This is a genomic window from Actinacidiphila alni, from assembly GCF_900112845.1.
Lineage (GTDB): Bacteria > Actinomycetota > Actinomycetes > Streptomycetales > Streptomycetaceae > Actinacidiphila > Actinacidiphila alni.
Map to the genome: position 1 here is coordinate 156,811 of NZ_FONG01000002.1, position 21,365 is coordinate 178,175.

Here is a 21,365-nt window from a genome sequence, read left to right on the forward strand (position 1 = left end):
GTCTCCCTGTTTCCTTCGTTCCTTCGTCCTGGGCCGGGCCGACGTGCTGTGCGGGGGCCGGCTACTCATGGCGCAGCGCCTCGATCGGGCGCAGCGCCGCCGCCCGGTTGGCGGGGTAGCCGCCGAAGAACAGGCCGATGGCGACCGCGATGGCGAAGGCGCCCCACACCGACTCCGGGATGATCACCGGTTTGATGCCGACGATCGTGAAGCGCGAGCCGATCAGCCCGGCCACCACCCCGAGTCCGCCGCCGATCAGCGACAGCAGCGTCGACTCGGCGAGGAACTGCCCGAGGATCACGCCCCGGGGCGCGCCGATCGCCTTGCGGATGCCGATCTCCCGGGTCCGCTCAGTGACGGTGACCAGCATGATGTTGGTGATGCCGATCCCGCCGACCAGCAGCGAGATCGCGGCGACCGCGCCGAGCAGCACCGTGAACGTCTTGTTGGTGTCGGACTGCGTGCTCAGCAGCGACTGCTGGCTGCTGATCCGGAAGTCCAGCGCGTTGGCGTCCTTGATGCCGTGCGTGCCCATCAGCACCGTGGTGATCTCGTTCTGCGCCTGCGTGGTGGCGCCCGCCGATGTCGCCTCGACCAGGATCTGGCTGACCGAGCCGAAGCCGGTGAACGCGTTCTGCACGGTCGGCAGCGGCGCCACCACCACGTCGTCCGGGTCCTGGAAGCCGGTGCCGCCCTTGGCCTCCAGCACCCCGACCACCGTGAACGGCGTGCCGCCCAGCACGATCTTCTTTCCGACCGGATTCGCCGTGCCGAACAGGTCGGTGGCCGTGGTCGAGCCGATCACCGCCACCTTGCGGGAGTTGAGCACATCGTCGGCGCTGAAGTAATCGCCCTTGCCCACCTTGCTGTTGGACGTCTTGAAATACGCCGGGTAGGTGCCGACGACCTGCGACACGTCGTGCGAGGCGCCGTCGTAGAGGGCGGTCTGCGAGGACGAGGTGACCTCGGGGGCGACCGACTCGATGTGCGGAGCGCTGCTCGGGTCGGCCAGCGCCCGCGCGTCGTCCACGGTCAGCGGTTTGACGGTGGTCGCCGCCGACGAGGACTGGCCGCCGCCCGCGCCGCCCCCGCCGAAGCCCGTGCCGGAGGAGACGGTCAGGGCGTTGGTGCCGAGCTTCTCGATGGAGTCCTTGACCGACTGCGAGGAGCCGTTGCCGACCGCGAGCAGGATGATCACGGCGGCGACGCCGATGAGGACGCCGAGCATGGTCAGCGCGGAGCGCACCTTGTTGGCGGCCAGGCCGCCGACGGCGAAGCGCAGCGTTTCCAGCGGGTTCATACGGCGCCTCCGCGCGTCAGGGCGTGCGGCGCCGCGGACAGGAAACCGGCCGGGTCGCGCAGCGCGGGCGGCGGGCCGTCGGCCGGCGCCTGCCGTACGTCGCGCACCACTTGGCCGTCGACCAGGGTGATCACCCGCTTGGCGTGCCGGGCGACCTCGTCCTCGTGGGTGATCAGGACGACGGTGCGGCCGGAGGCGTTGAGCCGGTCGACGACGGCGAGGACCTCCTCGGTGCTGTGGCTGTCGAGGTTTCCGGTCGGCTCGTCGGCCAGCAGCATCGCCGGGGCGGTGACCAACGCCCTTGCCACGGCGACGCGTTGCTGCTGCCCGCCGGACAGTTCATTGGGCCGGTGGCCGACCCGGTCGGCCAGCCCGACCAGTTCGAGCGCGGCCAGCGCGCGCCGCCTGCGCTCGGCGGACTTCACGCCCGCGTAGGCGAGGGGGAGTTCGACCTGCGCGAGGGCGGGCGTGCGCGGCACGAGGTTGAACGACTGGAAGACGAAGCCGATCTTGCGGTTGCGGACGAGGGAGAGCTGGTGCTCGTCCAGGCCGCCGACGTCGATGCCGTCCAGCAGATAGCGGCCCTCGGTGGGCACGTCGAGGCAGCCGAGGATGTTCATCAGCGTCGACTTGCCGGAGCCGGAACTGCCCATCACGGCCACCATGTCGCCCTGTTCGACCAGCAGGTCGACGCCGGGCGAGACACCGGTCACCGGGTCGGGCGCGCCGCCGAGCGCGCGGACGGCGGCGTCGCCGTGGCCGTACGTCTTCAGCAGCGAGCGGACCTCGATGACCGGGGGGCGGCCCCAGGGGCCGTCGTCGGTCCCCGGGATCTCCTCCTGCTCCTCGGCGCGGGCCGTGCCGCCGGTGGCGCGGTGGCCGCCGGGCTTTCCGCCGCCGGTGAGCCGCTGCCGCAGGCCGGGCCTCATCCGCGGCCACCCCCGCCGCCGGCGCCGCGGAAGGTCCCGCCGCCACCGCCGCCGAGCCGGTTCGCGCCGCCGCCGAGGCCGCCGGGGAAGGCGCCGCTCGGGAAACCGCCGTTGCCCGCGGAGGCCACGGTGGCGATCTGCACCTGCTGGCCCTCCTTCAGGCCGCTGGTGATCTGGTCGGCGGTGTCGCCCTCGACGCCGACGGTGACGGCCGTACGGGTCGTGCTGCCGTCCGAATTGACCACCGTGACCGTACGGTTAGCGCCCGTGCCGGACACCGCGGCGGTCGGTACGTTCAGCGCGCCGGACGCCGATCCGGTGATCACCTGGATGCTGGCGCTCAGCCCCGTGCGCAGCCCGTCGGTGGGGCTGGTGATGGCGAGCGTCGCCGCGTACTGCACCGCGCTGCTGCTCCCGCCGCCGCCCGTACCGCTGCCGCTGCTGACCGGCAGCGAACTCACCGACAGCACCTTGGCGTTGAGCACCGTGCCGGACTGCGCGTTGAGCGTCACGGTGGCCGCCTGGCCCGCCTTGACCTTCAGCGAGTCGGCCTCGGAGAAGTCCGCGGTCACCTGCATACCGGTGGGGTTGGTCAACACGATGAAGCCGGACGGCGTCGAGCTGCTCGAACTGCTGCTGCTGGAGGAGGAGTTGGCGCTCGATCCCTGGCCGGAGCCGGAGCTGGTGCCGTTGCCGCCGGTGCCCGAGACGGTCTGGCCCTTGGCCGCCGACACCGAGGCGACGGTGCCGTCCACCGGAGCCTTCAGCGTCGTGCCGTCCACCGCGCGCTGGTCGGCGTCCACGGCGTTCTGCGCCTGCGTCACCTGGGCCTGCGCCTGGGCGACCTGGGAGGCGTCCACGGTGTAGGTGGGGGACGGGGTCGCGGTCGGGGTCGATACGGCGTCGCGTCCGCCGCTGCTCCCGGAACTCCCTGTGGTCGAGCCTGAGTTGACGAGCGTGCCCTGTTCGGCCTTGTCCAGATTGGCCTGGGCCGCCGTCAGCGTCGCCTGGTCCTGCGCGAGCGTCTCCTTGGCGTCGGTCGGATCGACCTTCGCCAGCACCTGGCCCTTGGTGACCTTGTCGCCCGGTTTCACGTCGACCTCGGTGAGCGTGCCGCCGGTCGTGAAGTCCACGCCCGCGTCACTGGGCGAGGCGAGCGTCCCGGACCCGGAGACCGTCGCCAGCACCGTCCCCTTGGACACCGTCGCGGTACGCGTACCGCCCGCGCCCCGGGAGGAGTTGCCGTCGTCGTGGTTGACCGCGGCCCAGGCGCCGCCGGCGCCCGCGAGGACCACCACGCCGAGCACCGAGTTGATCAGGGCGGCCCTGCGCCGCCGTGGAAGCACCTTCATGGCGCGCATCCTGGCCGCCGACGCCTTTGAAGCCCTGGGAGAAGGCTGGGAGTTTCCTGGGAATGGGGGCGCCTGCCGCTGGGCCTCTCCGGGGTATGGATCCGGCTTTTCGTTACGAACGGGACCGTTTTCCGGCGCGAGCCGGGCTTTTCCGGCCGCTTTGCGGGCCGTGACTCCCCGGAAACTCACAGCTCGCGCCCGGGTGGCCCCTAAGTCGCGGCGATTCACTCATGCGCCGCCACTCATGAGTACGCGTGTCCCGCGTGTACGCGTGGGTCGGCGGCGCCATCCGTTCTCGCCGTCCCTTCCCGAGGAGACCACGGTCATGTCCTTGCCGACCTCTTCCCGCTCGGCGCGGTCCGCGCTGCGGGCGGGCGCTTGCGTCGCCGTCCTCGCCTCGGGCGCGCTTCTGGTGACGGCGTGCTCGTCGTCCTCCGGCTCCGGTTCCTCCGGCGGCTCCGCCGCCAAGCCGGCCGGCTCCGTCTCGGCTTCCGGCTCCGCCTCGGGCTCGGGCGGGGCCAAGGACATGGCGGCCTACCGGGACTGCCTGTCGCAGCACGGGGTGAAGATGCCCTCCTTCTCGGGGCGGCCGTCGGGCGGCGCCCGTCCGTCGGGGCGTCCTTCCGGCCGGCCGAGCGGAGGTTTTCCGGGCGGCTTCGGGGGCGGCTTCGGCGGGGAGTCCGCCGATCCGGCCACGCAGAAGGCGCTCGACGCGTGCAAGTCGCTGCGGCCGCAGTTCAACGGTCGGGGCGGCGGTCCCGGTGGCGGCGACAGTTCCGCCTTCCAGGCTTTCACCAGTTGCCTCAAGGACCACGGGGTCACTCTTCCCACCCCCTCCCCCGGCGCCACCAACCGCCGCGCCGGCGCCTTCGGCTCCCTCGACACCTCCGACCCGAAGACGGCCAAGGCCTACACCACCTGCAAACCCCTCCTCCCCACCCGCTCCCCTTCCCCCTCCACAACCTGACGCCCCTCGTCCGGAAGAGGGCGCCCCTTTAGGGGCGCGGGGAACTGCGCGAGCAACCCACCACCGGGCCGGTGGTCGCAAAAACAAACAGCGTCTGCCCCGCTGGGGGCGGTTTGTCAGCAGCAGCCCCACGCGGGCTGAGCCCCTGACGAACCGCCCTCCGCAGGAGGTCTCAGCCCACCTGCAAGGTGAGAAGAGGCTCGGCGAAGGTCGGAGAGGGCGAATCGGGATCGGCGGCAACCGCCGCCTCCAGACGGGCGAGCCCGACCTCGGCCTCGGAAGCCGAAAGCTGCCCGAAGAGGGAAAGTGTGCCCAGGCGCAGCCGCCCGAGCATGGCCGCCCGCGTCCCGCCCGAAGGCTCCGTGACCGTACGGAAGTCGTGCACCCGCCACCCGCGGGAGGTGAAGGTCTCCACGACTTCGTGCAGCGGCTGAAAGATCGCCGCGTCGGCCTCGTACCCCCGGGGGAAGTGTTCGAGCCACCACGGCCGCGGATGGTGGTCGCGGAAATTGCCGCGCAGCAGAAGCCGCCCCCCGGGCCGCAGGACGCGCCCCAACTCCCGTACCGCCGCGGCCTTGTCGGGTACGTGGTGCCAGGACAGGAACATCAGGGCGTAGTCCACACTGCCCAACGCCAACGGAATCGCCTCGGCGGCCCCGGCCACGTACCGCACCCCGGGATGCGGCGGCCCGCCAAGGGCGACCTCACGCATCCGGACGGAGGGCTCGACCCCCGTGACGGGCCCGAAAGCGTCGGCCAGCGCGGGCGTGAAACGACCGGTCCCGGAGCCGAGATCGAGCCCGTCAAGAGGACGCCCCTCGGGCAGTACGGCCGCGAAGGCATCGACCCAGACCCGCAGTTGCTCCGCGTTGACGGCCCGACCGCGCGCGTAGTCCTTGTACTGCACCTTGTCGTAGTCGATCGGTTTCATCGCATCTCCCCGATATATCAACCTGATATATCGCGACGATAGTTGGGCTACCACCCCACCACAAGACCGCGCCACCGCGCGGGACTTCACCCGGTTGCCTCACCCTCGCCCGCCGGGGCACATGTGCTCCTTAATGCGCTCACATCAGCAAAGGGCCGGTCGAACGGGGCCACGAGGAGGAATTGCGGCGCTATCGTGCTGGCACGCACGGACGATGTGCGCTGCGTCACAGCCTGTGGGGGGCCGCATGCACGAAATGGTCAAGGGTGGGAACGTCGGGCTCGCGGCGTTGAGCGAGGACGCGGGGGCGGTGGTCGTCAGCCTCGCGTGGAGCAGCGCCGGCGGTGACGGGGACGCCGATGTGTCGGTGCTGCTGCTCGACGCGGACGGCAAGGTCCGCGGGGACGGCGACTTCTACTTCTACAACAACCCCGCCGCCCCGGACGGCAGCGTCCAGCTCCTCGGCAAGACGCCGACCGAGTCCGGCAGCGAGGACCGCATCAGCCTGGACCTCACCGCCGTCCCGCCGGAGGTGTCCCGCATCGTCCTGGCGGCCAGCCGCTACGCCGGCGCCCGCTTCGGCGACCTGGACGACCTGTGCCTGACCCTCGCCGACCGCGTCGGCGACGCCCTCCTGCGCTTCGCCATCGAGGACGCGGGCGCGATCAGCGCGGTGATCTTCGGTGAGCTGTACCGGCGCGACGGAGGCTGGAAATTCCGCGCCGTCGGCCAGGGCTACGACTCCGGACTCGCGGGCCTGGCAACGGACTTCGGCATCGACGTCGACGACGAGGACGAGACGGTCGACGGGGAGGAACCGGCCGCAGCCCTGGAAGCGGCGCCCGACGCACCGGAAGCCGCACTCGGCGCGGCGGCCGAGCCGCCGAAGACGCTCACCCCGCCCGCCGCGCAACCGACCGCACCCGCCAAGCGTCGCCCCCGTACGGCCCGCAAGAAGGTCACGCTCCCGGCCGTCACCCGCAAGTCCCTGGCCGAGAACGACTCCTGGCGCATGGCACGGCTCTTCCCCGTCGGCACCCTCAAGAGCGACCACGAGCGCGAGACGCGGGCGACCTCCGTGCTGCTCTCCGTGATGGCACAAGTCCCGGAGTTCGGGCGGCGGTTGACGGCCGGTTTCGGCGCGCCCGCCGGGCGGATGGAGACCTACACCGAGGTGGCACTGCCGCACGGCGGGGAGAGTCCGAAGCGGCCGGACGGACTGATCCGGGTGGAGCGGGCCGGGAAATTGTGGACGGCGCTGGTCGAGACGAAGACCAACGGCAATCCGCTGAAGGCCGCCCAGGTGCAGGACTACGTGGACATCGCGGGCCGCCGCGCGTACGAAGCGGTGATCACGCTGTCGAACGACGTGGCCCTGGACGGCAGTCCACTGGTGGACGTGAAGATGGACGGCAGGCGCAAGCACAAGGTGGCGCTGTGGCACCTGTCGTGGGCGGAGGTCACGCATCAGGCGCAGATGCTGATCCGGCACGAGGGCGTGGGGAACGCGGCGCACGCGTGGCTGCTCCAGGAGTTGCTGTACTACCTCCAGCACGAGAATTCGGGCTGCCACGGCTTCCAGAACATGGGCCCGGCATGGGTGCCGGTGCGCCGCGGCATCGACGAGGAGACGCTGTGCGAGGGCGACCCCCGCGCGGTGGACGTGGTCGCCAACTGGGAGCGGCTGATCCGCCAGGTGTGCCTGCGTCTCGGCGGCGAGCTGGGCCAGAAGGTGCTGCCCGTGCAGCGGGTCAAGCGCGGTACGGACCCGGCCGAGCGGCGGGCCGCGCTCGCGGACCGGCTGTGCCGGGAGGGGCGGCTCCAGGCGGAGTTGCGGATCGAGGACAGCCCGGGCGTACTCGGCCTGACCGCGGACCTGCGCACCAGCAAGCTGCGGACGTCGCTGGAGATCCCGGCGCCCGCGGCGGGCTCACCGCTGACCTGGGCGAAGCGTCTGGTACGCCAACTCCCCGAGGCCCCGGCCGACTTGCACGTGGAAACCCTGGTCGACGGCCGCGGCGGCGGCCCGCGCGGCACCCTGGAGCGGCTCCGCCCGGAGCCCGCTGACCTGCTCCCGAAGGACGGCGCCACCATCACCGGCTTCCGCCTCTCCCTCTTCAAGGGCATGGGCAGCACCCGCGGCACCGCGGAGACCGGCTTCATCCGCAGCGTGGACGAAGCGGTCGACCGCTTCCACGACACCGTCGTCACCGCGCTGCGCCGCGCCCGGCCCTAGGAACCGCAGGCGCGGCGGGGCGCGGGCGTCACGAACCGGAGCCGATGCCGCCCATCGGCGGGATCGAGGTCCGCGAGTGGTTGTACGGCAGCAGCGCGTCGCGGTCCGGCGCCATCCTGCGGTGGGCCTCCGGGTCCGTGTACTTCGCGATGCGGCGCCGCTCCGACATCATGTCGAGCAGCCTGCCGCCCTTGCGTGCGAGCCATGCCTTCATGTCGTTCACCCCCGTCTCGGCAGAGACTTCCGCCTCGTACTCGCAGTGTGCTCCCGCGCCGGCGGCCTCAACCGTCATCTGAGCCGAACTTGAGGTCGCCCGCCGTCGCGGGGAACAGGGCGGCGGCCACGATCGCCTGCCGCACAGCGGACGTACGCGAAGAGGTGGGGTGACGGGCGTCACACGTACGCCGGTCACATCGGCGGGGCCGCCCGCGTCAAGGAGGTGGATCCGCGGATGAGACAGCACCCGACAGCGAACGCGGCCGGTCCTGCGGGAGCAGGCACGGCGGCACGGCAAGGAGTACGCGATGGAAGCCCGTTTGAACCTTTTCGCCGACCAGCTCGCCATGAAGTCCCTGAAGCACCTCACCTCGGCGGGCCGGGTGAACGCGGAATCGACCGTTCCGGAGGCGACGCAGGAGCTGGTGCGGCTGCGCGCCAGCCAGATCAACGGCTGCGGCTTCTGCACCGACATGCACACCAAGGACGCGCTGGCGGCCGGCGAGACGCAGCAGCGGCTCCATCTGGTCGCCGCCTGGCGCGAGGCCACCGTCTTCACCGACGCCGAGCGCGCCGCGCTGGAGCTGGCGGAGGAGGGGACCCGGATCGCCGACGCGGCGACCGGCGTGTCCGACGAGGTGTGGGCGAACGCCGCCAAGCACTTCGACGAGGAGCAGCTGGCCTCGCTGGTCACGACGATCGCCCTGATCAACGCCTTCAACCGGCTGAATGTGCTGGTCCGGCAGCCGGCCGGCGACTACACCCCGGGACAGTTCGGCTGAGCCGGACCCATGAGCGGGGGGGACGCGGGGGAGGGCCGGGGCCGCGGCACGGCGGTCCCGGCTCCGGCGGCCCCCACGCGCGGGCCGTTCCGGGGCGGCCCGAAACGTCCCGGAACGGCCTACCAGGGCAGCGTGCCCTCGGCCGTGAAGTAGCCGCCGGTCGGACCGTCCGGCGCGACCTGCGCCATCCGGACGATGATCTCGGCGCCCTGCTCGACGGTCTGCACCCCGGTGTTGCCGTTGAGGTCGGTCTTGGTGAAGCCCGGCTCGACGGCGTTGATCCGCATCTCGGGGAACGCCTTCGCGTACTGCACCGTGATCATGTTGACCGCGGTCTTGGACGCCGGATACGCGACGCCCGGGTAGGCGTACGCGGGCGTGCCCGGGGTGCTGAGCCCGGTCAGCGAGGCCAGCCCGCTGCTGAGGTTGACGACGACCGGCGCGGCCGAGCGGCGCAGCAGCGGCAGGAAGGCGTGGGTGACGCGCACCAGGCCGAAGACGTTCGTCTCGAACGTCTCGCGCATGTGCTCGGCGGTCAGGTCGGCGGCGCCGACGATGCCGTTGCCCGCGGTGCGGCTCTCGATGCCCGCGTTGTTGACCAGGACGTCGAGGCCGCCGTCGGCCTCGATCGCCTTGGCGGCGGCCTGTACGGACGCCTCGTCCGTCACGTCGATGACGACGGGCCGCGCCCCGAGCCGTTCGGCGGCGGCGCGGCCGCGCCCGGCGTCGCGGCTGCCCAGGTAGACGGTGTGGCCCGCGGCCAGCAGGCGGCGGGCGGTCTCATAGCCGAGACCCTTGTTCGCTCCGGTGATCAATGTGGTGGTCATGCCTCCACCGTGCGGCGGCGGCGCCGGGGCAGCCAGTGGGCCCGTCTTCCTGGGACTGCCGGTACCAGGTACACCGGGCGCGCGCGGTGCACAGTGGAAGCATGGCGACCACCGAGTTCGGGCACACCGTACGGCGCTGGCGGGACCGCGTCTCCCCCGAGGCGGCCGGGCTGCCGGCCGGCGGGCACCGGCGCGCGGCCGGGCTGCGCCGCGAGGAGCTGGCACTGCTCGCCGGGATCTCCGTCGACTACGTCACCCGGCTCGAACAGGGCCGCGCCGCCAACCCCTCCGAGCAGGTCGTCGAGGCACTCGGGCGCGCGCTGCGGCTGACCAGCGCGGAGCGCGAGCACCTCTTCCACGTCGCCGGGCTCGTGCCGCCGGGACAGGGCACCGTCCCCGCGTACATCACGCCGAGCGTGCAGCGGATGCTGGACCGGCTGACCGGGACGCCGGTCGCGGTCAGCGACGCGACATGGACGCTGCTGCTGGCCAATCCGCTGTACGTGGCGCTGATGGGGCACCACCAGGGCAACGAGCGCAACGCGATCTGGCGCAATTTCCTCGGCTCCGGCTCACGCGTCCGGCACACCCCGGAGTCGCTGCGGCTGCTGGAGATCTCGCAGGTCGCGCAGTTGCGCGCCACCGCCAACCGCTATCCGGCCGACCAGCGGCTGCGCAGGCTGATCGCCGAACTGCGCTCGCGCAGCCCGCGCTTCGCCCAGCTGTGGGAGTCCGGCGAGGTCACCCCGCACGTGGCGTCGCGCAAGACGATCGACCACCCGGTGGTCGGGCCGCTGACCCTGGACTGCGACATCCTGAGCGTCGCCGGGAGCGATCTGCGGATCATGGTCTACACCGCGGAGCCGGACAGCGAGGACGCGGAGAAGCTGGCGCTGCTCGGGGTGGTCGGCACCCAGAGCCTCACCTCGTAGAACCCCTTCGACGGGGGCATCCGTGCTCCGCATAATGAGCGGATGCGAGCGACGAGGACCGGGGCCGGATGGGCCCTGCGGGCCGCCACGGCCGAGGACGTGGAGACCATCGCCGAATTGCGGGCCGTGGTGATGCGGCCCGATCTGGAGCGCCTCGGGCGGTACGACGAGGTCCGCGTACGGCAGCGCTTCCGCGACTCCTTCTCCGGCGCGCACACGTCCGTGATCACGGTGGAGGGTGACACGGCCGACGGCTTGGCCGATGGTGTGGCCGATGACGTGGCCGATGACGTGGCCGGGTGCGTCACGCTGCGACCCGCGCCGGGCGGCGGGCTGCTGCTCGAACACTTCTACCTGGCGCCCGCCCTGCACGGGCGCGGCCTGGGCTCCGCCGTGCTGGCCGAACTCCTGCGCCGCGCCGACGAGCGCGGCGAGACCGTCCGCCTCATCGTCCTCCAGGGCAGCCCGGCCCGCCGGCTGTACGAGCGCTGGGGCTTCGTCCGGGAGGCGGAGGACCCGGTCGACGTCTTCATGGTCCGTACGCCGAGGTGAAGGCCGTTCACCTCACGGTGAACGGGAGTAACCTGGCCGGCATGACGACGCCGCCCGTCGAGCCCGCCAAGACCGTCGAGTCCGCTGAAGCCGCTGATTCCGGCCAGCCCGCCAAGACCGCCAAGACCGTTCCGCCGCCCCGCTCCACCCGGCCGACCGGGCGCCACCACGGCGATCTGCGCAACGCGCTGGAGCGGGCGGCCCTCGGCCTCGTCGCGGAGCGCGGTGCCCACGGCTTCACGCTCGCGGAGGCCAGCCGGCGGGCGGGGGTGAGCGCGGCGGCTCCGTACAAGCACTTCGCCGACCGGGACGCGCTGCTGGCGTCGCTGGCCGAGCGCGGCTACCGCGAGCAGCACCACCGTTTCTCGGCCGCGGTGCGCCGCTCCCCCGATCCCGTCGAGCAGTTGGCGGACTTCGCCGCCGCCTATGTGCGCTTCGCGGTGGAGGAACGGGCCCTGTTCGACATCACGTTCAGCGCCGGGATCGACAAGTCCCGCTATCCGGCGCTGGCTTCGGCCGGCGACCAGGTGCTGACCGCCCTGCTGCCGACCGCCCGCAGGCTCGCCTCGGGCGAGCACGCCGTCGACCTGATACTGGACGTCGCCTCGGCCGCCCACGGCCTGGCCCTCTACCACCGCGAGGGCCTGCTCGGCCCGCCCGACCAGGCACTCGCCCGCGCCGAATCCCGCGCCCGCAGCACCGCCCGCGCCCTCGCCTGCGCCCTGCCGCCCCGCTGACCGACCGGCCCGCTGACCGACCGACCCGGGCCGTCATCACCGGTCGGCGTCGCCGCGCACCCCGATGGTGAGCAGCAGATTCGCGTACGTACGGCGGTCGCCGGTGGCCACGACGAGGGCGGTGTCGGGGCCGCGGGCGGCGTCGTAGAAGGCGAAGCGGTCGAGGCCGTCGAGGGTGATACCGGGCAGGGCCGTACGGAATTCGGCGAAGATCTCCGGCTCGGCGGCCGTGGCGGAGCCGGCGGAAACATCGGAGGGCGGGGTCATCACGGCCGCCGCCTCGATGGGGATCGCGTCGGTCAGGGCGGCCAGCACCTCGGTGACCAGCAGGCGGTCGGGGCTGAGGTTGAGGTAGACGCGTTCCGCGGCCGGATGGGCGCCGGTGGTGTGCGGATAGTGGCCGTCGCTGATCAGTACGCGGGAGCCGTGACCGGCCGCGGCGAGCGCGGCGAGCATCGTGGGGTGGGTCAGTCCGTAACGCAGCACGGCGGCGGCTCCTCCTCGGTCACGGCGGCGCGAACACGACGAACACCGCGGATACATCCGATCTCTGCCTCTGGCCCCGGCAGCGTACCGGCCCGCCGACGCGAGGTCGACGGGCCGGTACGTACGAATGTCGCCGACTACGGGAGCGTGAGGATCTGGTAGGAGTCCCCGTACGTCTTCCACTTCAGCGGCGGGTCGAGGTTGAGGTTGCCCGCGTTGAGGAAGACCCGCTGCTCGGTGTCGACGCGGCTGGTGTCGTCGTGGGCGTCCTCCGTCTTCATCGCGGCCTTGCGGGCGTCGAGGAAGGCGTTGAGGTAGGTGGTCTCGTTGCCGCCCTGGGCCGGGGTCTTGGCCTTCTTCATCGCGGTCTTGCGGATGCCGCCGAAGCTGACCGGGTCGCTGCCGGGGCCGTGCATGACGATGGCGTCGTAGTAGATGAACTGGCCGAGGGTGCCCAGGCCGTCCGTCTTGGCCTGGTTGACCGACGGGTTGAAGTACACCCGGTCCCGCTCGTCGTTCTGCGCGGTCTGGAAGACGGTGTCCTTGGCGGCGGTCTTCCACGCGCTGACGAAGGCCGAGCCGAGACCGGCGTGCGAGTCGGAGCCGTTGACGTCCTCCAGCGCCGGCAGGTACTTGGCGAGCACATTGCCGGGCTTGAGGTCGGTGTAGTGCTGGACCAGTTCCAGCATGTCGCCGGTGCCGGAACAGAAGCCGATGATGCCCGCGGTGTAGCCGCGGCCGTCACCGATGTCCTCGATGTACTTGTACTGTGCCTTCCAGTCCAGCGAGGAGTTCTCGGCGCTGGAGACCAACTCCATCGCGATCTCCTTCTTGTGCGGGTCCGCGAGGCCCGCGCCCGCCGCCTTCGGGGCGACGGCCGCGGGGTGCGACCCCGCGGTGGTCGCCGCGTTGCCCGCGGTGGCCAGCGCGAGCGAGGCGCCGCCGCCGGCCAGGACGCCGACCGCCGCGATCATGGCTATCCGGCGGCTGCGGCGCGCCGAACGGTGGGAGTGGGGGGATTGCTGCACGTGCGTCTCCGTTTCCGGCCGCCTGAGGGGACGGCCAACTGCGGGGGCCTGCTGTGCAGTTAGGAAAGCTTCCTAACCAATGCAGAGCATTGAAGCACTGCGACGGCCCCGCGCCAAGGGGTCACCGCCCCCGACTTCAGGACGCACTGTCGTACCCCCGCGTCACACTGGAGACATGTGCCGAAGCATCAAGACCCTCCGCCCGCCGATGACGCCCGACGCGGACCAGGACGACATCAATGCGGCCGCCCTCCAGTACGTCCGCAAGATCTCCGGCTTCCGCGCGCCCGCGGCCCACAACCGCGAGGTGTTCGACGCCGCCGTCGCGGCCGTCGCCACCGCCACCGCCCAGCTCCTGGACGGCCTGGAGATCCGCGGCGCCGGCCAGGCCCACGCCCACTCCCACCCGCACAGTTCCTGACCCTGGCCTCTGGCCCCCTGACCTCCTTGGCCCCCGGTCCCTGCCGCCCGCTCCCGGCCACGCCATAAAGTGCTGCCTTGTGGACCGGCTCGAGATATCCGACCTGATCGTGGCCTTCGACCCGCACGACGGCCGGCGGCTGCCGGTACGGCGCGCCGAGGTCGTCGAGCAGCTGCGCGCGGCCGGCGACGCGCGCGCCGCGCGGATCGTCGCGGGGCTGCCGGCCGGCCCGGACGGCGTCCTGGAGCCGGCCGCCGTGGACCGCCTGCTGATCGGCGTGCACACCGAACTCCAGCGGCTGAGCGAGGAGTTGCGCATCGGCCGGCGCCTGGTCCACCTGCTCGGCCCGCTGCTGACCGCGATCCGTACCACCGGCGTGCGCGGCCCGTACCGGCTGGTCGACGTCGGCTGCGGGCTGGGGTATCTGATCCGCTGGCTGGCGGCCACCGGCGCGCTCGGCCCCGATGTGGAGCTGGTCGGGGTGGACCTGGACGCCGCGTTGGTCGGCGAGGCGGACCGGCTGGCCCGCGCCGAGGGGCTCTCCTGCCGCTTCGTCCACGGCGACGCCTTCGCCCTGCCGGAGGCGGCCACCGTCTACGTCTCCACCGGCGTACTGCACCACTTCTCCGAGCCCGCGCTCGCGGACTTCTTCCGGGCCCAGGGCGCCTCGCCCGCGCTGGCGTTCTGCCACTACGACATCGCGGCGACCGGGCTCGCGCCGGTCGGCGCGTGGGTCTTCCACCGCGCGCGGATGCGCCACCCGCTCGGCCGCCACGACGGCGTCGCCTCCGCCCGGCGCGCGCACAGCGACGAAGCGCTGCTGCGGGCCGCGGCGGCCGCGGGCATGCGGGCGCTGCTGTACGAGCCGCGGCGCGCCGCCAATCCGTTCTGCACCACGCTGCGCCCGGTGCTCGCCGTACGCCCGCCGCTGGAGGCGCCGCTGCGCGCGGCGCTCGGCCGCGCCTCGCGGCGGCTGCTGGGCGACGAGCACTTCACCCCGGCCGCGGCGTGACGCCCGCCCTGCCGCTGGCGCTGCTCGGCCTGACCGACGCCGCGTTCAGCGGTTTCCGCGCCTACGCCGGCCGTGACGCCCGGATCCGCAAGGGCCGCGCCAACGTACGGGCGGCCCTGCGCGGCCTGGCGGTCGGGGCCGTACTGCTGCTGGTCCCGGCACTGGCCGCCGTCCTGTGGCTGGCCGCCGCGGCCGACCGGGACCGCGCGTACGACACCCTCGCCGCCGGCGGCCGGGGCTTCCTCCTGCCCCTGACCTGCTACGCCGTCGCCGTCGCGCTCTCGCTCGCCGCGTATTTCCTGCTGCCCTTCAGGGCCGGGACCCTCGCCATGGTGATCGGGCTCGGCCCGCTCACCCTGCTGCGGCCGCTCGCCGTCGCCGCCGGATGCCTGGCCGCGCTGCTCAACGGCGGCGGCCGGCCGTCGCTGCTGGTCGCCGGACTGGCGGGCGCCGCCGTCCTGTGCGTCGAACCCGCCGTGCACCGCCGCTGGTACCGCGAGGTCCGGTAGCGCCGCCGTACGCGGACGGCGGGGCGGCCCGGCCACGGGGCGCGTACGGCCTAGCCTGGGGCTCATGCAGCACATGACCGAGGCCGAATGGCGCTCCTTCGCATCGGCCGGGACACGCACCGGCAAGCTCGCCGTCACGCGCAAGGACGGCGGGCCGCACGTGACGCCCGTGTGGTTCGTCCTGGACGACAGTGATCCGGCGGATGTCGCGGTGGTGTTCAACACCGGGGTGGACGGGCTGAAGGGGAAGGCGCTGCGGCGCGACCCGCGGTTCGCGCTGTGCGTGGACGACGAGCAGCCGCCGTACTCCTTCGTGCTGCTGGAGTGCACCGCCGAGCTGATCGAGGATCTGGAGCCGATGCGGATCTGGTCGACGCGGATCGCCGCCCGCTACATGGGGCAGGACAAGGCCGAGGAGTTCGGCGCGCGCAATGCCGTGGCCGGCGAGTATCTGGTGCGCGGCCGGATCACCCGGGTGACCGCGCACGGCGCCGTCGCCGACTGACAGGGCGGACTCCGCCGAGGCCCGGCCGCGGCCCCGACCCCGTCAGCCGTCACCCGTCACCCGTCACCCGTCACCCGTAGGAGAGCTTCTCGCAGGGGTTGGTCGCCGCCGAGCGGGCCTGCTGGGTGAGGGTGGTCGGCAGCGGCTTGGGCGGCGCCTTGGTGTCGGCGGCGGACGTGGCGAAGTCCTGGCCGACGACGAGATTGACGCCGGCGATGTTGAGCGGGACCAGATCGGCGCCCGGGAAGAGCTTGGCCAGTGTGGTGGCGTGCGCCTTGTCGGCGGGGCCGTACTCGATCCGGGTCGTCACGTGGTCCTGCGACCTGGCCGTACTGGTCCCGGTGACGGTGAAGCCCGCCGCCTTGATCCTGTCGGCCGCCTTGCCGGCCAGGCCGTCGGTGGTGGTGCCGTTGAAGACGCCGACCTGGATGCCGGTGCCGTCCACGGTGGCGGTCGGGCTCGGCGACGCGGTGGACGTCGACTTCGCGTCGACCTTGCCGGAGGCGTCCACGCCCTCCAGGGTGCGGTTGGCGCGCAGCTCGCCGAAGAGGTCGTCCACGTCGGGGTGGACGAGGTCGATGCGCGGGCCGTCGTAGCGCCAGGGCGCGGTGATGAACTGGATGTTCTTCAGGTCGATGTTCTTCAGCGACAGACCGAAGGACATCAGCTTGCTGGCGCTGCCGAGCCCCGGGTCGACGGTGAGCGACTTGGTCGCCGCGTCCGCCAGCGGCAGCAGCGTCGTCGGGTTCATGCCCTGGCCCTTGACCTTGCCGATCAGCGCGGACAGGAACGCCTGCTGCCGCATCATGCGGCCGACGTCGGAGTTGTCGCCGACGCCGTGGCGCACGCGGACGTAGTCCAGCGCCTTCTGCCCGGACAGATTCTGCATGCCCGACTCCAGGACGACCTTCCCCTTGTAGCCGAGGTTGGGGTTCATGTCGCCCTGGTAGATGTCGTTCGGCACGCAGACCTCGACACCGTGCACGGCGGAGGTCATCGCAGCGAAGCCGGCGAAGTCCACCACCATGGTGTGGTCCACGCGCAGACCCGACAGCTTCTCGATGGTGTTCTGCGTGCAGGCCGGATTGCCCTTGGCGGTGTTGCCCATGGAGAAGGCCGAGTTGAACTGGGCCTTGGGCTGGTCCGGTGACCACTTCCCGTCGGGGAGCAGGCACGGCGGGATGTCGACCAGCGAGTCGCGCGGGATCGAGATGCCCACCGCGTGTTTGTGGTCGGGGTAGACGTGCAGCAGGATCGTGGTGTCGGAGCGGCCGATCGGGCCGGCGGCGGAGCCGCCGAGCTTGCCGTTCTCGCCGGAGCGCGTGTCGGAGCCGATCAGCAGCACGTTCACCGCGGTGTGACCGTTGGCGTCGGCGGGCGCGGCCTTGGGCCGGTCCTTGCTGAGGCCCGCGGAATCGAACGTCGAGATGTTGGCGTTCAGCTTCAGATAGATGGCGCCGGCGCCGCCCGCGAGAAGCACCACGAATGCGACCGCTATCGAGATGATCCAGCGCTTGCGGCTGCGCTTGCGCTCTCGCTTGCGCCCACGAACGCCCATTCCCACACCTTCAGTCCGGTGGCGCGCACGCACACGACGAAGCCCCAACGTTTACCACGTGAGCCAGAGCACTCGTATGACGCGCGTCACACCGGCCCGGCGATGGGCGAATTGCCCGGGGAGCCACTGTACGGCGTGCGTATTTCGGTAATCAGCGGTGCGAGGAGCGTGACCGTTTCACGCCTTCACGTCTTCACGCCTTCACACGTTCGCGGCTTCGCACCTTCACAGCTTCGCCGCTTCACAGCTCCCGCTGGAATGCGGTGAGCCAGTCGAGGGAGTCGGCGGGCGTCAGCGCGATGTCGCTCAGCGCGTTCATCGCCTTCTGGTATTCCACCACTTCGTCATGTTTGTCGATGTAGAGGGCGCCGGTGAGCTGCTCCAGATAGACCAGGTCGGGCAGGTCCGACTCGGGGAAGCTCAGCAGCGTGAAGGCGCCGCCGCCCGCGGCGTGACCGCCGGTGGCGAACGGCAGGATGCGGACGTCCACATTGGGGCGCTCGGCGGCCTCCAGGACGTGCCGCACCTGGTCGGCCATCACCTGCCGGCCGCCGAAGGGCCGGCGCAGCGCGCCCTCGTCCATCACCGCGACGAAATGCGGCGCCTGCTCGGAGACGAGCAGCTTCTGCCGCTCCAGGCGCAGACCGACCCGTCGTTCCACCCACGGCACCGCCGCCTCGGGGTGACCGAGCCGGATCACCGACCTTATGTAGTCCTCGGTCTGCAACAGGCCGTGCACGAACTGCACTTCGAAGGTACGGATGAGGGCGGCGGACTCCTCCAGGCCCACGTACGTCTGGAACCAGGTGGGCATGACCTCGCCGTAACCGTGCCACCAGCCCGCCGCGTTGGCCTCGCGGACCAGGCCGAGCATGGCCGACCGCTCGGCGTCGTCGGTGACCTGATAGAGCGTCAGCAGATCCGCGACGTCGCGCTCCTTGAAGCTGACCCTGCCCAGCTCCATGCGGCTGATCTTCGATTCGGAGGCCCGGATCGAGTAGCCCGCGTCCTCCCGGCTGATGCCCTTGGACTCACGCAGCCGCCGCAGCTGCGCTCCGAGCAGCATTCGTCGCACGATGGACCCGCCTCCCGGCTGCCCTGCGCTCATAGGTCACGCTCCGCCCTTGGTTCATCAGCAGTCTGCCACTAACGGACTGCGCCGTGTACCCATTCGGTCACTCTCCATCGACACGTGCATCAATTCCTTGCAGATGCACGTGCAGACGCTCTTGCATCGAGGGGTCCTGATCCATGAGCATGGGGGGGTGCAGATACCCCGGGGGCACGTATGAAGGCAGAGGCAGTCGCCGTGCTGGAGCCGTTATGGCAGGGAGTGCTCGCACCCGAGCGCGTCGCCGCCGGCAACGGGGCCACCTGCGAGCTGCCCGCCGTCCTGGAGTCGGTGGGTGAGGCACGTCACTTCACCCGCGCCACGCTCCAGCGCTGGGACCTGTCCACGCTGCGCGACTCGGTGGAACTGGTCGCCTCGGAACTGGTGACCAACGCGCTGCGGTACGCGGTGCCCATCGGCACCCCCGGCGTTCCCGTACGGCTGAGTCTGGTGCGCTGGACCTCGCGCGTGGTGTGTGCGGTGCGCGACCCCAGCGGGGTGGCGCCGATCGCGAAGGACCCCGATTTCGTCGCCGAGACCGGCCGCGGCCTGCATCTGGTCGACTCGTTCAGCGAGAACTGGGGATGGCATCCCCTCAGTGGTGCGGGAAAGGTCGTCTGGGCGCTCTTCCTGACACCCAGTGGAGCCCTCTAGTCCGCTTCCGGTCCGCTCGCTTCCCCGCCTGCTTTCCGCCCTCGTAAGCCTTTTCCCGACATTACGGGACCAGGTGGTCGAATTCTCCGGCTTTCACGCCGATGATCATCGATTCGATCTCGGCCCGCGTGTATATCAGCGCGGGGCCGTCCGGAAAGCGCGAATTGCGTACGGCGACCTCACCGTCGGGCAGGGCGGCGAACTCCACGCACGTTCCATTGGCATTGCTGTGACGGCTCTTCTGCCAGACAACTCCCGTTAGGTCGTCCGCCGCCATTCCGTTGTGCGTCCGGCGCATCAGCCACTCCCCATAAGTGCCATGTCTGGTACCGCAGATCATAACTCGTTGGGCAGGCACGTGCATGTGCACGTGCATGTGCACGTGCAGTCACTCGCTGTGATCTTCTGGCCCGACTCTCACGGGCTGTTCATGGCCTCTTCACAGGCCCCATCGGCCCGGCTACCCGGAAATGTGGCGACGGATACCCCCCGGTCGTCAGATACGATATTGACGGTCCGTAGAAGAGGAATAACTCACTCCGCGCAACGAATTGGGAGCAGCCTGCAATGGCTCGTCACCTCATCACCTCAGCCCTCCCCTATATCAACGGGATCAAGCACCTGGGCAACATGGTGGGGTCCATGCTCCCGGCGGACGTCTACGCCCGCTATCTGCGGCAGCGCGGCCACGAGGTCCTCTACATCTGCGCCACCGACGAACACGGCACCCCCGCGGAACTGGCCGCCAAGGAGGCCGGGCTGCCGGTCGACACCTTCTGCGGCCAGGCGCACCTCGCGCAGAAGGCGATCTACGACGGCTTCGAGCTGTCTTTCGACCACTTCGGCCGCAGCTCCTCCGCGCAGAACCGCGACATCACCCAGCACTTCGCCCGGAAGCTCCACGAGAACGGCTTCATCGAGGAGCGGGCCATCCGCCAGGTGTACTCGCTGGCCGACGAGCGCTTCCTGCCCGACCGCTACATCGTCGGCACCTGCCCGCACTGCGGCTACGACAAGGCCCGCGGCGACCAGTGCGAGAACTGCACCCGGGTGCTGGACCCCACCGACCTCATCGACGCGCGCTCCGCGATCAGCGGCAGCAGCGCGCTGGAGGTCCGCGAGACCAAGCACCTCTTCCTCCTCCAGTCGAAGCTGGCCGACGAGGTCGAGCGGTGGATCGACGCCAACGGCGCCGACTGGCCGACCCTGGCCTCCTCGATCGCCAGGAAATGGCTCACCGAGGGCCTCCAGGACCGGGCCATCACCCGGGACCTCGAATGGGGCGTTCCCGTACCGGCCGACACCTGGCCGGAGTTGGCCGCGGACGGAAAGGTGTTCTACGTCTGGTTCGACGCGCCGATCGAGTACATCGGTTCCACCAAGGAGTGGGCGGACGCCGCGGAAGACGGTGAAGTGCGGGACTGGAAGTCGTGGTGGTACGAGGCCGACGACACCGTCCGCTACACGGAGTTCATGGCCAAGGACAATGTGCCCTTCCACACCGTGATGTTCCCGGCGACCCAACTGGGCACCCGTGAGCCGTGGAAGAAGGTCGACTACGTCAAGGCCTTCAACTGGCTGAACTACTACGGCGGGAAATTCTCCACCTCCCAGCGCCGCGGGGTCTTCACCGACGCCGCCCTGGAGACGCTGCCCGCCGACTACTGGCGCTACTTCCTGATGGCGAACGCGCCCGAGTCCGACGACACCTCCTTCACCTGGGAGCTGTTCGCGGCCGGCGTCAACAAGGACCTCGCCGACACCCTCGGCAATTTCGTCAACCGGGTGCTGTCCTTCTCCCGCAAGCGGTTCGGCGACCAGGTGCCCGCGGGCGCCGCGGCCGGCGCCGCCGAGGCCAAGCTCGGCGAACAGATCGCCGCCCTGCTCGCCGAGTACGAGGGCCACATGGAGACCCTGCAGTTCCGCAAGGCCGCGCAGTCGCTGCGCGCGCTGTGGAGCGCGGGCAACTCCTACCTGGAGGAGAAGGCGCCCTGGATGGAGATCAAGACCGACCAGGACGGCGCCGCGCTCACGCTGCGGACGGCGATGAATCTCATCCACCTCTACGCGGTGGTCTCCGAGCCCTTCATCCCCGCCTCGGCCGCCGCCATGCGGGCCGCCTTCGCGCTGCCCGGCGACGACGCGCGCTGGGTCACCGCGGACGAGGCCCGCGCCCTGGACGCGGTCCCGGCGGGCACGCCCTTCACGGTGCCGCCGGTGCTCTTCGCGAAGATCTCCGACGAGGACCTGGCCGCGTACATCGAGCGCTTCGGCGGCGACCCGGACGCGACCGCCGCCTGACCCGTACGGCCCCCGGGGG

23 protein-coding genes are annotated in these 21,365 nt (G+C 71.2%); 12 read left to right on the forward strand and 11 right to left on the reverse strand.

Annotated features, from left to right (window positions below; all coding sequences use genetic code 11):
* Positions 1-61: 61 nt before the first annotated feature.
* Genes BM076_RS03545 through BM076_RS03555 form a run of 3 tightly spaced genes read right to left on the reverse strand, consistent with a single transcriptional unit; the run spans position 62 to position 3,581 of the window.
* On the reverse strand, positions 62-1,300 hold the full coding sequence (locus BM076_RS03545; RefSeq protein ID WP_093711858.1) for an ABC transporter permease: 1,239 nt from the start codon (positions 1,298-1,300) through the stop codon (positions 62-64).
* Positions 1,297-2,229, reverse strand: coding sequence for an ABC transporter ATP-binding protein (locus BM076_RS03550; RefSeq protein ID WP_093711859.1), 933 nt, complete (start codon positions 2,227-2,229; stop codon positions 1,297-1,299). Before BM076_RS03550 ends, BM076_RS03545 begins: the two co-directional genes overlap by 4 nt.
* Positions 2,226-3,581 (reverse strand): efflux RND transporter periplasmic adaptor subunit, encoded by a 1,356-nt coding sequence (locus BM076_RS03555; RefSeq protein ID WP_177246310.1) that lies wholly within the window; start codon positions 3,579-3,581, stop codon positions 2,226-2,228. The genes BM076_RS03550 and BM076_RS03555 overlap by 4 nt, the downstream gene beginning before the upstream one ends.
* Before the next feature lie 325 nt (positions 3,582-3,906).
* On the opposite strand from BM076_RS03555, the gene BM076_RS03560 reads away from it, so the two are divergent.
* Positions 3,907-4,548: a hypothetical protein gene (locus BM076_RS03560; RefSeq protein WP_093711861.1), complete on the forward strand. Its 642-nt coding sequence runs from the start codon at positions 3,907-3,909 to the stop codon at positions 4,546-4,548.
* A 172-nt stretch (positions 4,549-4,720) separates the two neighbouring features.
* On the opposite strand, the gene BM076_RS03565 is transcribed toward BM076_RS03560, so the two are convergent.
* The gene (locus BM076_RS03565; RefSeq protein ID WP_093711862.1) at positions 4,721-5,479 is read right to left on the reverse strand and encodes a class I SAM-dependent methyltransferase; all 759 of its coding nucleotides are present in this window, start codon (positions 5,477-5,479) and stop codon (positions 4,721-4,723) included.
* Positions 5,480-5,726: 247 nt separating this feature from the next.
* On the opposite strand from BM076_RS03565, the gene BM076_RS03570 reads away from it, so the two are divergent.
* Positions 5,727-7,715 (forward strand): TerD family protein, encoded by a 1,989-nt coding sequence (locus tag BM076_RS03570; RefSeq protein WP_093711863.1) that lies wholly within the window; start codon positions 5,727-5,729, stop codon positions 7,713-7,715.
* A 28-nt stretch (positions 7,716-7,743) separates the two neighbouring features.
* Here the strand turns inward: BM076_RS03570 and BM076_RS03575 are convergent, their stop codons facing one another.
* A complete protein-coding gene (locus BM076_RS03575) occupies positions 7,744-7,929 on the reverse strand; it encodes a hypothetical protein (RefSeq protein WP_143120516.1) in 186 nt (61 codons plus the stop codon).
* A 310-nt stretch (positions 7,930-8,239) separates the two neighbouring features.
* Between BM076_RS03575 and BM076_RS03580 the strand changes: the two genes are divergently transcribed.
* Complete coding sequence (locus tag BM076_RS03580; RefSeq protein WP_093711865.1) at positions 8,240-8,713, forward strand: carboxymuconolactone decarboxylase family protein; 474 nt, start codon at positions 8,240-8,242, stop codon at positions 8,711-8,713.
* Positions 8,714-8,832: 119 nt separating this feature from the next.
* Here BM076_RS03580 and BM076_RS03585 read toward each other — a convergent pair whose 3' ends face one another.
* The gene (locus tag BM076_RS03585; RefSeq protein ID WP_093711866.1) at positions 8,833-9,540 is read right to left on the reverse strand and encodes an SDR family NAD(P)-dependent oxidoreductase; all 708 of its coding nucleotides are present in this window, start codon (positions 9,538-9,540) and stop codon (positions 8,833-8,835) included.
* Between the two features lie 101 nt (positions 9,541-9,641).
* Between BM076_RS03585 and BM076_RS03590 the strand changes: the two genes are divergently transcribed.
* From BM076_RS03590 to BM076_RS03600, 3 genes are read left to right on the forward strand one after another with little or no spacing between them, the layout of a single operon-like run.
* Positions 9,642-10,472, forward strand: a complete 831-nt coding sequence (locus BM076_RS03590; protein WP_093711867.1) for a helix-turn-helix transcriptional regulator — start codon at positions 9,642-9,644, stop codon at positions 10,470-10,472.
* A gap of 42 nt (positions 10,473-10,514) precedes the next feature.
* Positions 10,515-11,024, forward strand: a complete 510-nt coding sequence (locus BM076_RS03595; protein ID WP_093711868.1) for a GNAT family N-acetyltransferase — start codon at positions 10,515-10,517, stop codon at positions 11,022-11,024.
* Between the two features lie 41 nt (positions 11,025-11,065).
* Positions 11,066-11,761, forward strand: a complete 696-nt coding sequence (locus tag BM076_RS03600) for a TetR/AcrR family transcriptional regulator (protein ID WP_093712212.1) — start codon at positions 11,066-11,068, stop codon at positions 11,759-11,761.
* A gap of 36 nt (positions 11,762-11,797) precedes the next feature.
* On the opposite strand, the gene BM076_RS03605 is transcribed toward BM076_RS03600, so the two are convergent.
* Complete coding sequence (locus BM076_RS03605; protein WP_093711869.1) at positions 11,798-12,247, reverse strand: RbsD/FucU domain-containing protein; 450 nt, start codon at positions 12,245-12,247, stop codon at positions 11,798-11,800.
* 137 nt (positions 12,248-12,384) lie between these two features.
* Positions 12,385-13,221: a chitosanase gene (locus BM076_RS03610; protein WP_093711870.1), complete on the reverse strand. Its 837-nt coding sequence runs from the start codon at positions 13,219-13,221 to the stop codon at positions 12,385-12,387.
* 229 nt (positions 13,222-13,450) lie between these two features.
* Here BM076_RS03610 and BM076_RS03615 point away from each other — a divergent pair, with 229 nt between their 5' ends.
* The 4 genes from BM076_RS03615 to BM076_RS03630 all read left to right on the forward strand — a co-directional run bounded on the left by BM076_RS03615 (position 13,451) and on the right by BM076_RS03630 (position 15,722).
* Positions 13,451-13,696 carry a DUF2277 domain-containing protein gene (locus BM076_RS03615; protein ID WP_093711871.1) on the forward strand — a complete coding sequence of 82 codons (246 nt, stop codon included), beginning with the start codon at positions 13,451-13,453 and terminating at the stop codon, positions 13,694-13,696.
* A gap of 79 nt (positions 13,697-13,775) precedes the next feature.
* Positions 13,776-14,708, forward strand: a complete 933-nt coding sequence (locus BM076_RS03620; protein WP_093711872.1) for a class I SAM-dependent methyltransferase — start codon at positions 13,776-13,778, stop codon at positions 14,706-14,708.
* Positions 14,705-15,217 (forward strand): hypothetical protein, encoded by a 513-nt coding sequence (locus BM076_RS03625; RefSeq protein ID WP_093711873.1) that lies wholly within the window; start codon positions 14,705-14,707, stop codon positions 15,215-15,217. The genes BM076_RS03620 and BM076_RS03625 overlap by 4 nt, the downstream gene beginning before the upstream one ends.
* A 64-nt stretch (positions 15,218-15,281) precedes the next feature.
* Positions 15,282-15,722 (forward strand): PPOX class F420-dependent oxidoreductase, encoded by a 441-nt coding sequence (locus BM076_RS03630; RefSeq protein ID WP_093711874.1) that lies wholly within the window; start codon positions 15,282-15,284, stop codon positions 15,720-15,722.
* 70 nt (positions 15,723-15,792) lie between these two features.
* Here BM076_RS03630 and BM076_RS03635 read toward each other — a convergent pair whose 3' ends face one another.
* The gene (locus BM076_RS03635) at positions 15,793-17,280 is read right to left on the reverse strand and encodes an LCP family protein (protein WP_093711875.1); all 1,488 of its coding nucleotides are present in this window, start codon (positions 17,278-17,280) and stop codon (positions 15,793-15,795) included.
* A 241-nt stretch (positions 17,281-17,521) separates the two neighbouring features.
* Positions 17,522-18,388: a helix-turn-helix domain-containing protein gene (locus tag BM076_RS03640; protein ID WP_093711876.1), complete on the reverse strand. Its 867-nt coding sequence runs from the start codon at positions 18,386-18,388 to the stop codon at positions 17,522-17,524.
* Between the two features lie 180 nt (positions 18,389-18,568).
* On the opposite strand from BM076_RS03640, the gene BM076_RS03645 reads away from it, so the two are divergent.
* Positions 18,569-19,045, forward strand: coding sequence for an ATP-binding protein (locus BM076_RS03645; RefSeq protein ID WP_093711877.1), 477 nt, complete (start codon positions 18,569-18,571; stop codon positions 19,043-19,045).
* A gap of 61 nt (positions 19,046-19,106) precedes the next feature.
* Here the strand turns inward: BM076_RS03645 and BM076_RS03650 are convergent, their stop codons facing one another.
* The gene (locus BM076_RS03650; RefSeq protein WP_093711878.1) at positions 19,107-19,343 is read right to left on the reverse strand and encodes a DUF397 domain-containing protein; all 237 of its coding nucleotides are present in this window, start codon (positions 19,341-19,343) and stop codon (positions 19,107-19,109) included.
* 269 nt (positions 19,344-19,612) lie between these two features.
* Between BM076_RS03650 and metG the strand changes: the two genes are divergently transcribed.
* The gene (metG, locus tag BM076_RS03655) at positions 19,613-21,346 is read left to right on the forward strand and encodes a methionine--tRNA ligase (protein ID WP_093711879.1); all 1,734 of its coding nucleotides are present in this window, start codon (positions 19,613-19,615) and stop codon (positions 21,344-21,346) included.
* Positions 21,347-21,365 lie beyond the last annotated feature (19 nt).

Bases quoted from the DNA above. Each gene is read 5' to 3' on its own strand.
- BM076_RS03560 (WP_093711861.1), top strand. From the start codon at position 3,907: ATGTCCTTGCCGACCTCTTCCCGCTCGGCGCGGTCCGCGCTGCGGGCG.
- BM076_RS03615 (WP_093711871.1), top strand. From the start codon at position 13,451: ATGTGCCGAAGCATCAAGACCCTCCGCCCGCCGATGACGCCCGACGCG.
- BM076_RS03580 (WP_093711865.1), top strand. From the start codon at position 8,240: ATGGAAGCCCGTTTGAACCTTTTCGCCGACCAGCTCGCCATGAAGTCC.
- BM076_RS03550 (WP_093711859.1), bottom strand. From the start codon at position 2,229: ATGAGGCCCGGCCTGCGGCAGCGGCTCACCGGCGGCGGAAAGCCCGGC.
- BM076_RS03565 (WP_093711862.1), bottom strand. From the start codon at position 5,479: ATGAAACCGATCGACTACGACAAGGTGCAGTACAAGGACTACGCGCGC.
- BM076_RS03645 (WP_093711877.1), top strand. From the start codon at position 18,569: ATGAAGGCAGAGGCAGTCGCCGTGCTGGAGCCGTTATGGCAGGGAGTG.
- BM076_RS03555 (WP_177246310.1), bottom strand. From the start codon at position 3,581: ATGAAGGTGCTTCCACGGCGGCGCAGGGCCGCCCTGATCAACTCGGTG.
- metG (WP_093711879.1), top strand. From the start codon at position 19,613: ATGGCTCGTCACCTCATCACCTCAGCCCTCCCCTATATCAACGGGATC.
- BM076_RS03630 (WP_093711874.1), top strand. From the start codon at position 15,282: ATGCAGCACATGACCGAGGCCGAATGGCGCTCCTTCGCATCGGCCGGG.
- BM076_RS03545 (WP_093711858.1), bottom strand. From the start codon at position 1,300: ATGAACCCGCTGGAAACGCTGCGCTTCGCCGTCGGCGGCCTGGCCGCC.
- BM076_RS03595 (WP_093711868.1), top strand. From the start codon at position 10,515: ATGCGAGCGACGAGGACCGGGGCCGGATGGGCCCTGCGGGCCGCCACG.
- BM076_RS03600 (WP_093712212.1), top strand. From the start codon at position 11,066: ATGACGACGCCGCCCGTCGAGCCCGCCAAGACCGTCGAGTCCGCTGAA.
- BM076_RS03640 (WP_093711876.1), bottom strand. From the start codon at position 18,388: ATGAGCGCAGGGCAGCCGGGAGGCGGGTCCATCGTGCGACGAATGCTG.
- BM076_RS03570 (WP_093711863.1), top strand. From the start codon at position 5,727: ATGCACGAAATGGTCAAGGGTGGGAACGTCGGGCTCGCGGCGTTGAGC.
- BM076_RS03650 (WP_093711878.1), bottom strand. From the start codon at position 19,343: ATGCGCCGGACGCACAACGGAATGGCGGCGGACGACCTAACGGGAGTT.
- BM076_RS03575 (WP_143120516.1), bottom strand. From the start codon at position 7,929: ATGAAGGCATGGCTCGCACGCAAGGGCGGCAGGCTGCTCGACATGATG.
- BM076_RS03635 (WP_093711875.1), bottom strand. From the start codon at position 17,280: ATGGGCGTTCGTGGGCGCAAGCGAGAGCGCAAGCGCAGCCGCAAGCGC.
- BM076_RS03590 (WP_093711867.1), top strand. From the start codon at position 9,642: ATGGCGACCACCGAGTTCGGGCACACCGTACGGCGCTGGCGGGACCGC.
- BM076_RS03610 (WP_093711870.1), bottom strand. From the start codon at position 13,221: ATGATCGCGGCGGTCGGCGTCCTGGCCGGCGGCGGCGCCTCGCTCGCG.
- BM076_RS03585 (WP_093711866.1), bottom strand. From the start codon at position 9,540: ATGACCACCACATTGATCACCGGAGCGAACAAGGGTCTCGGCTATGAG.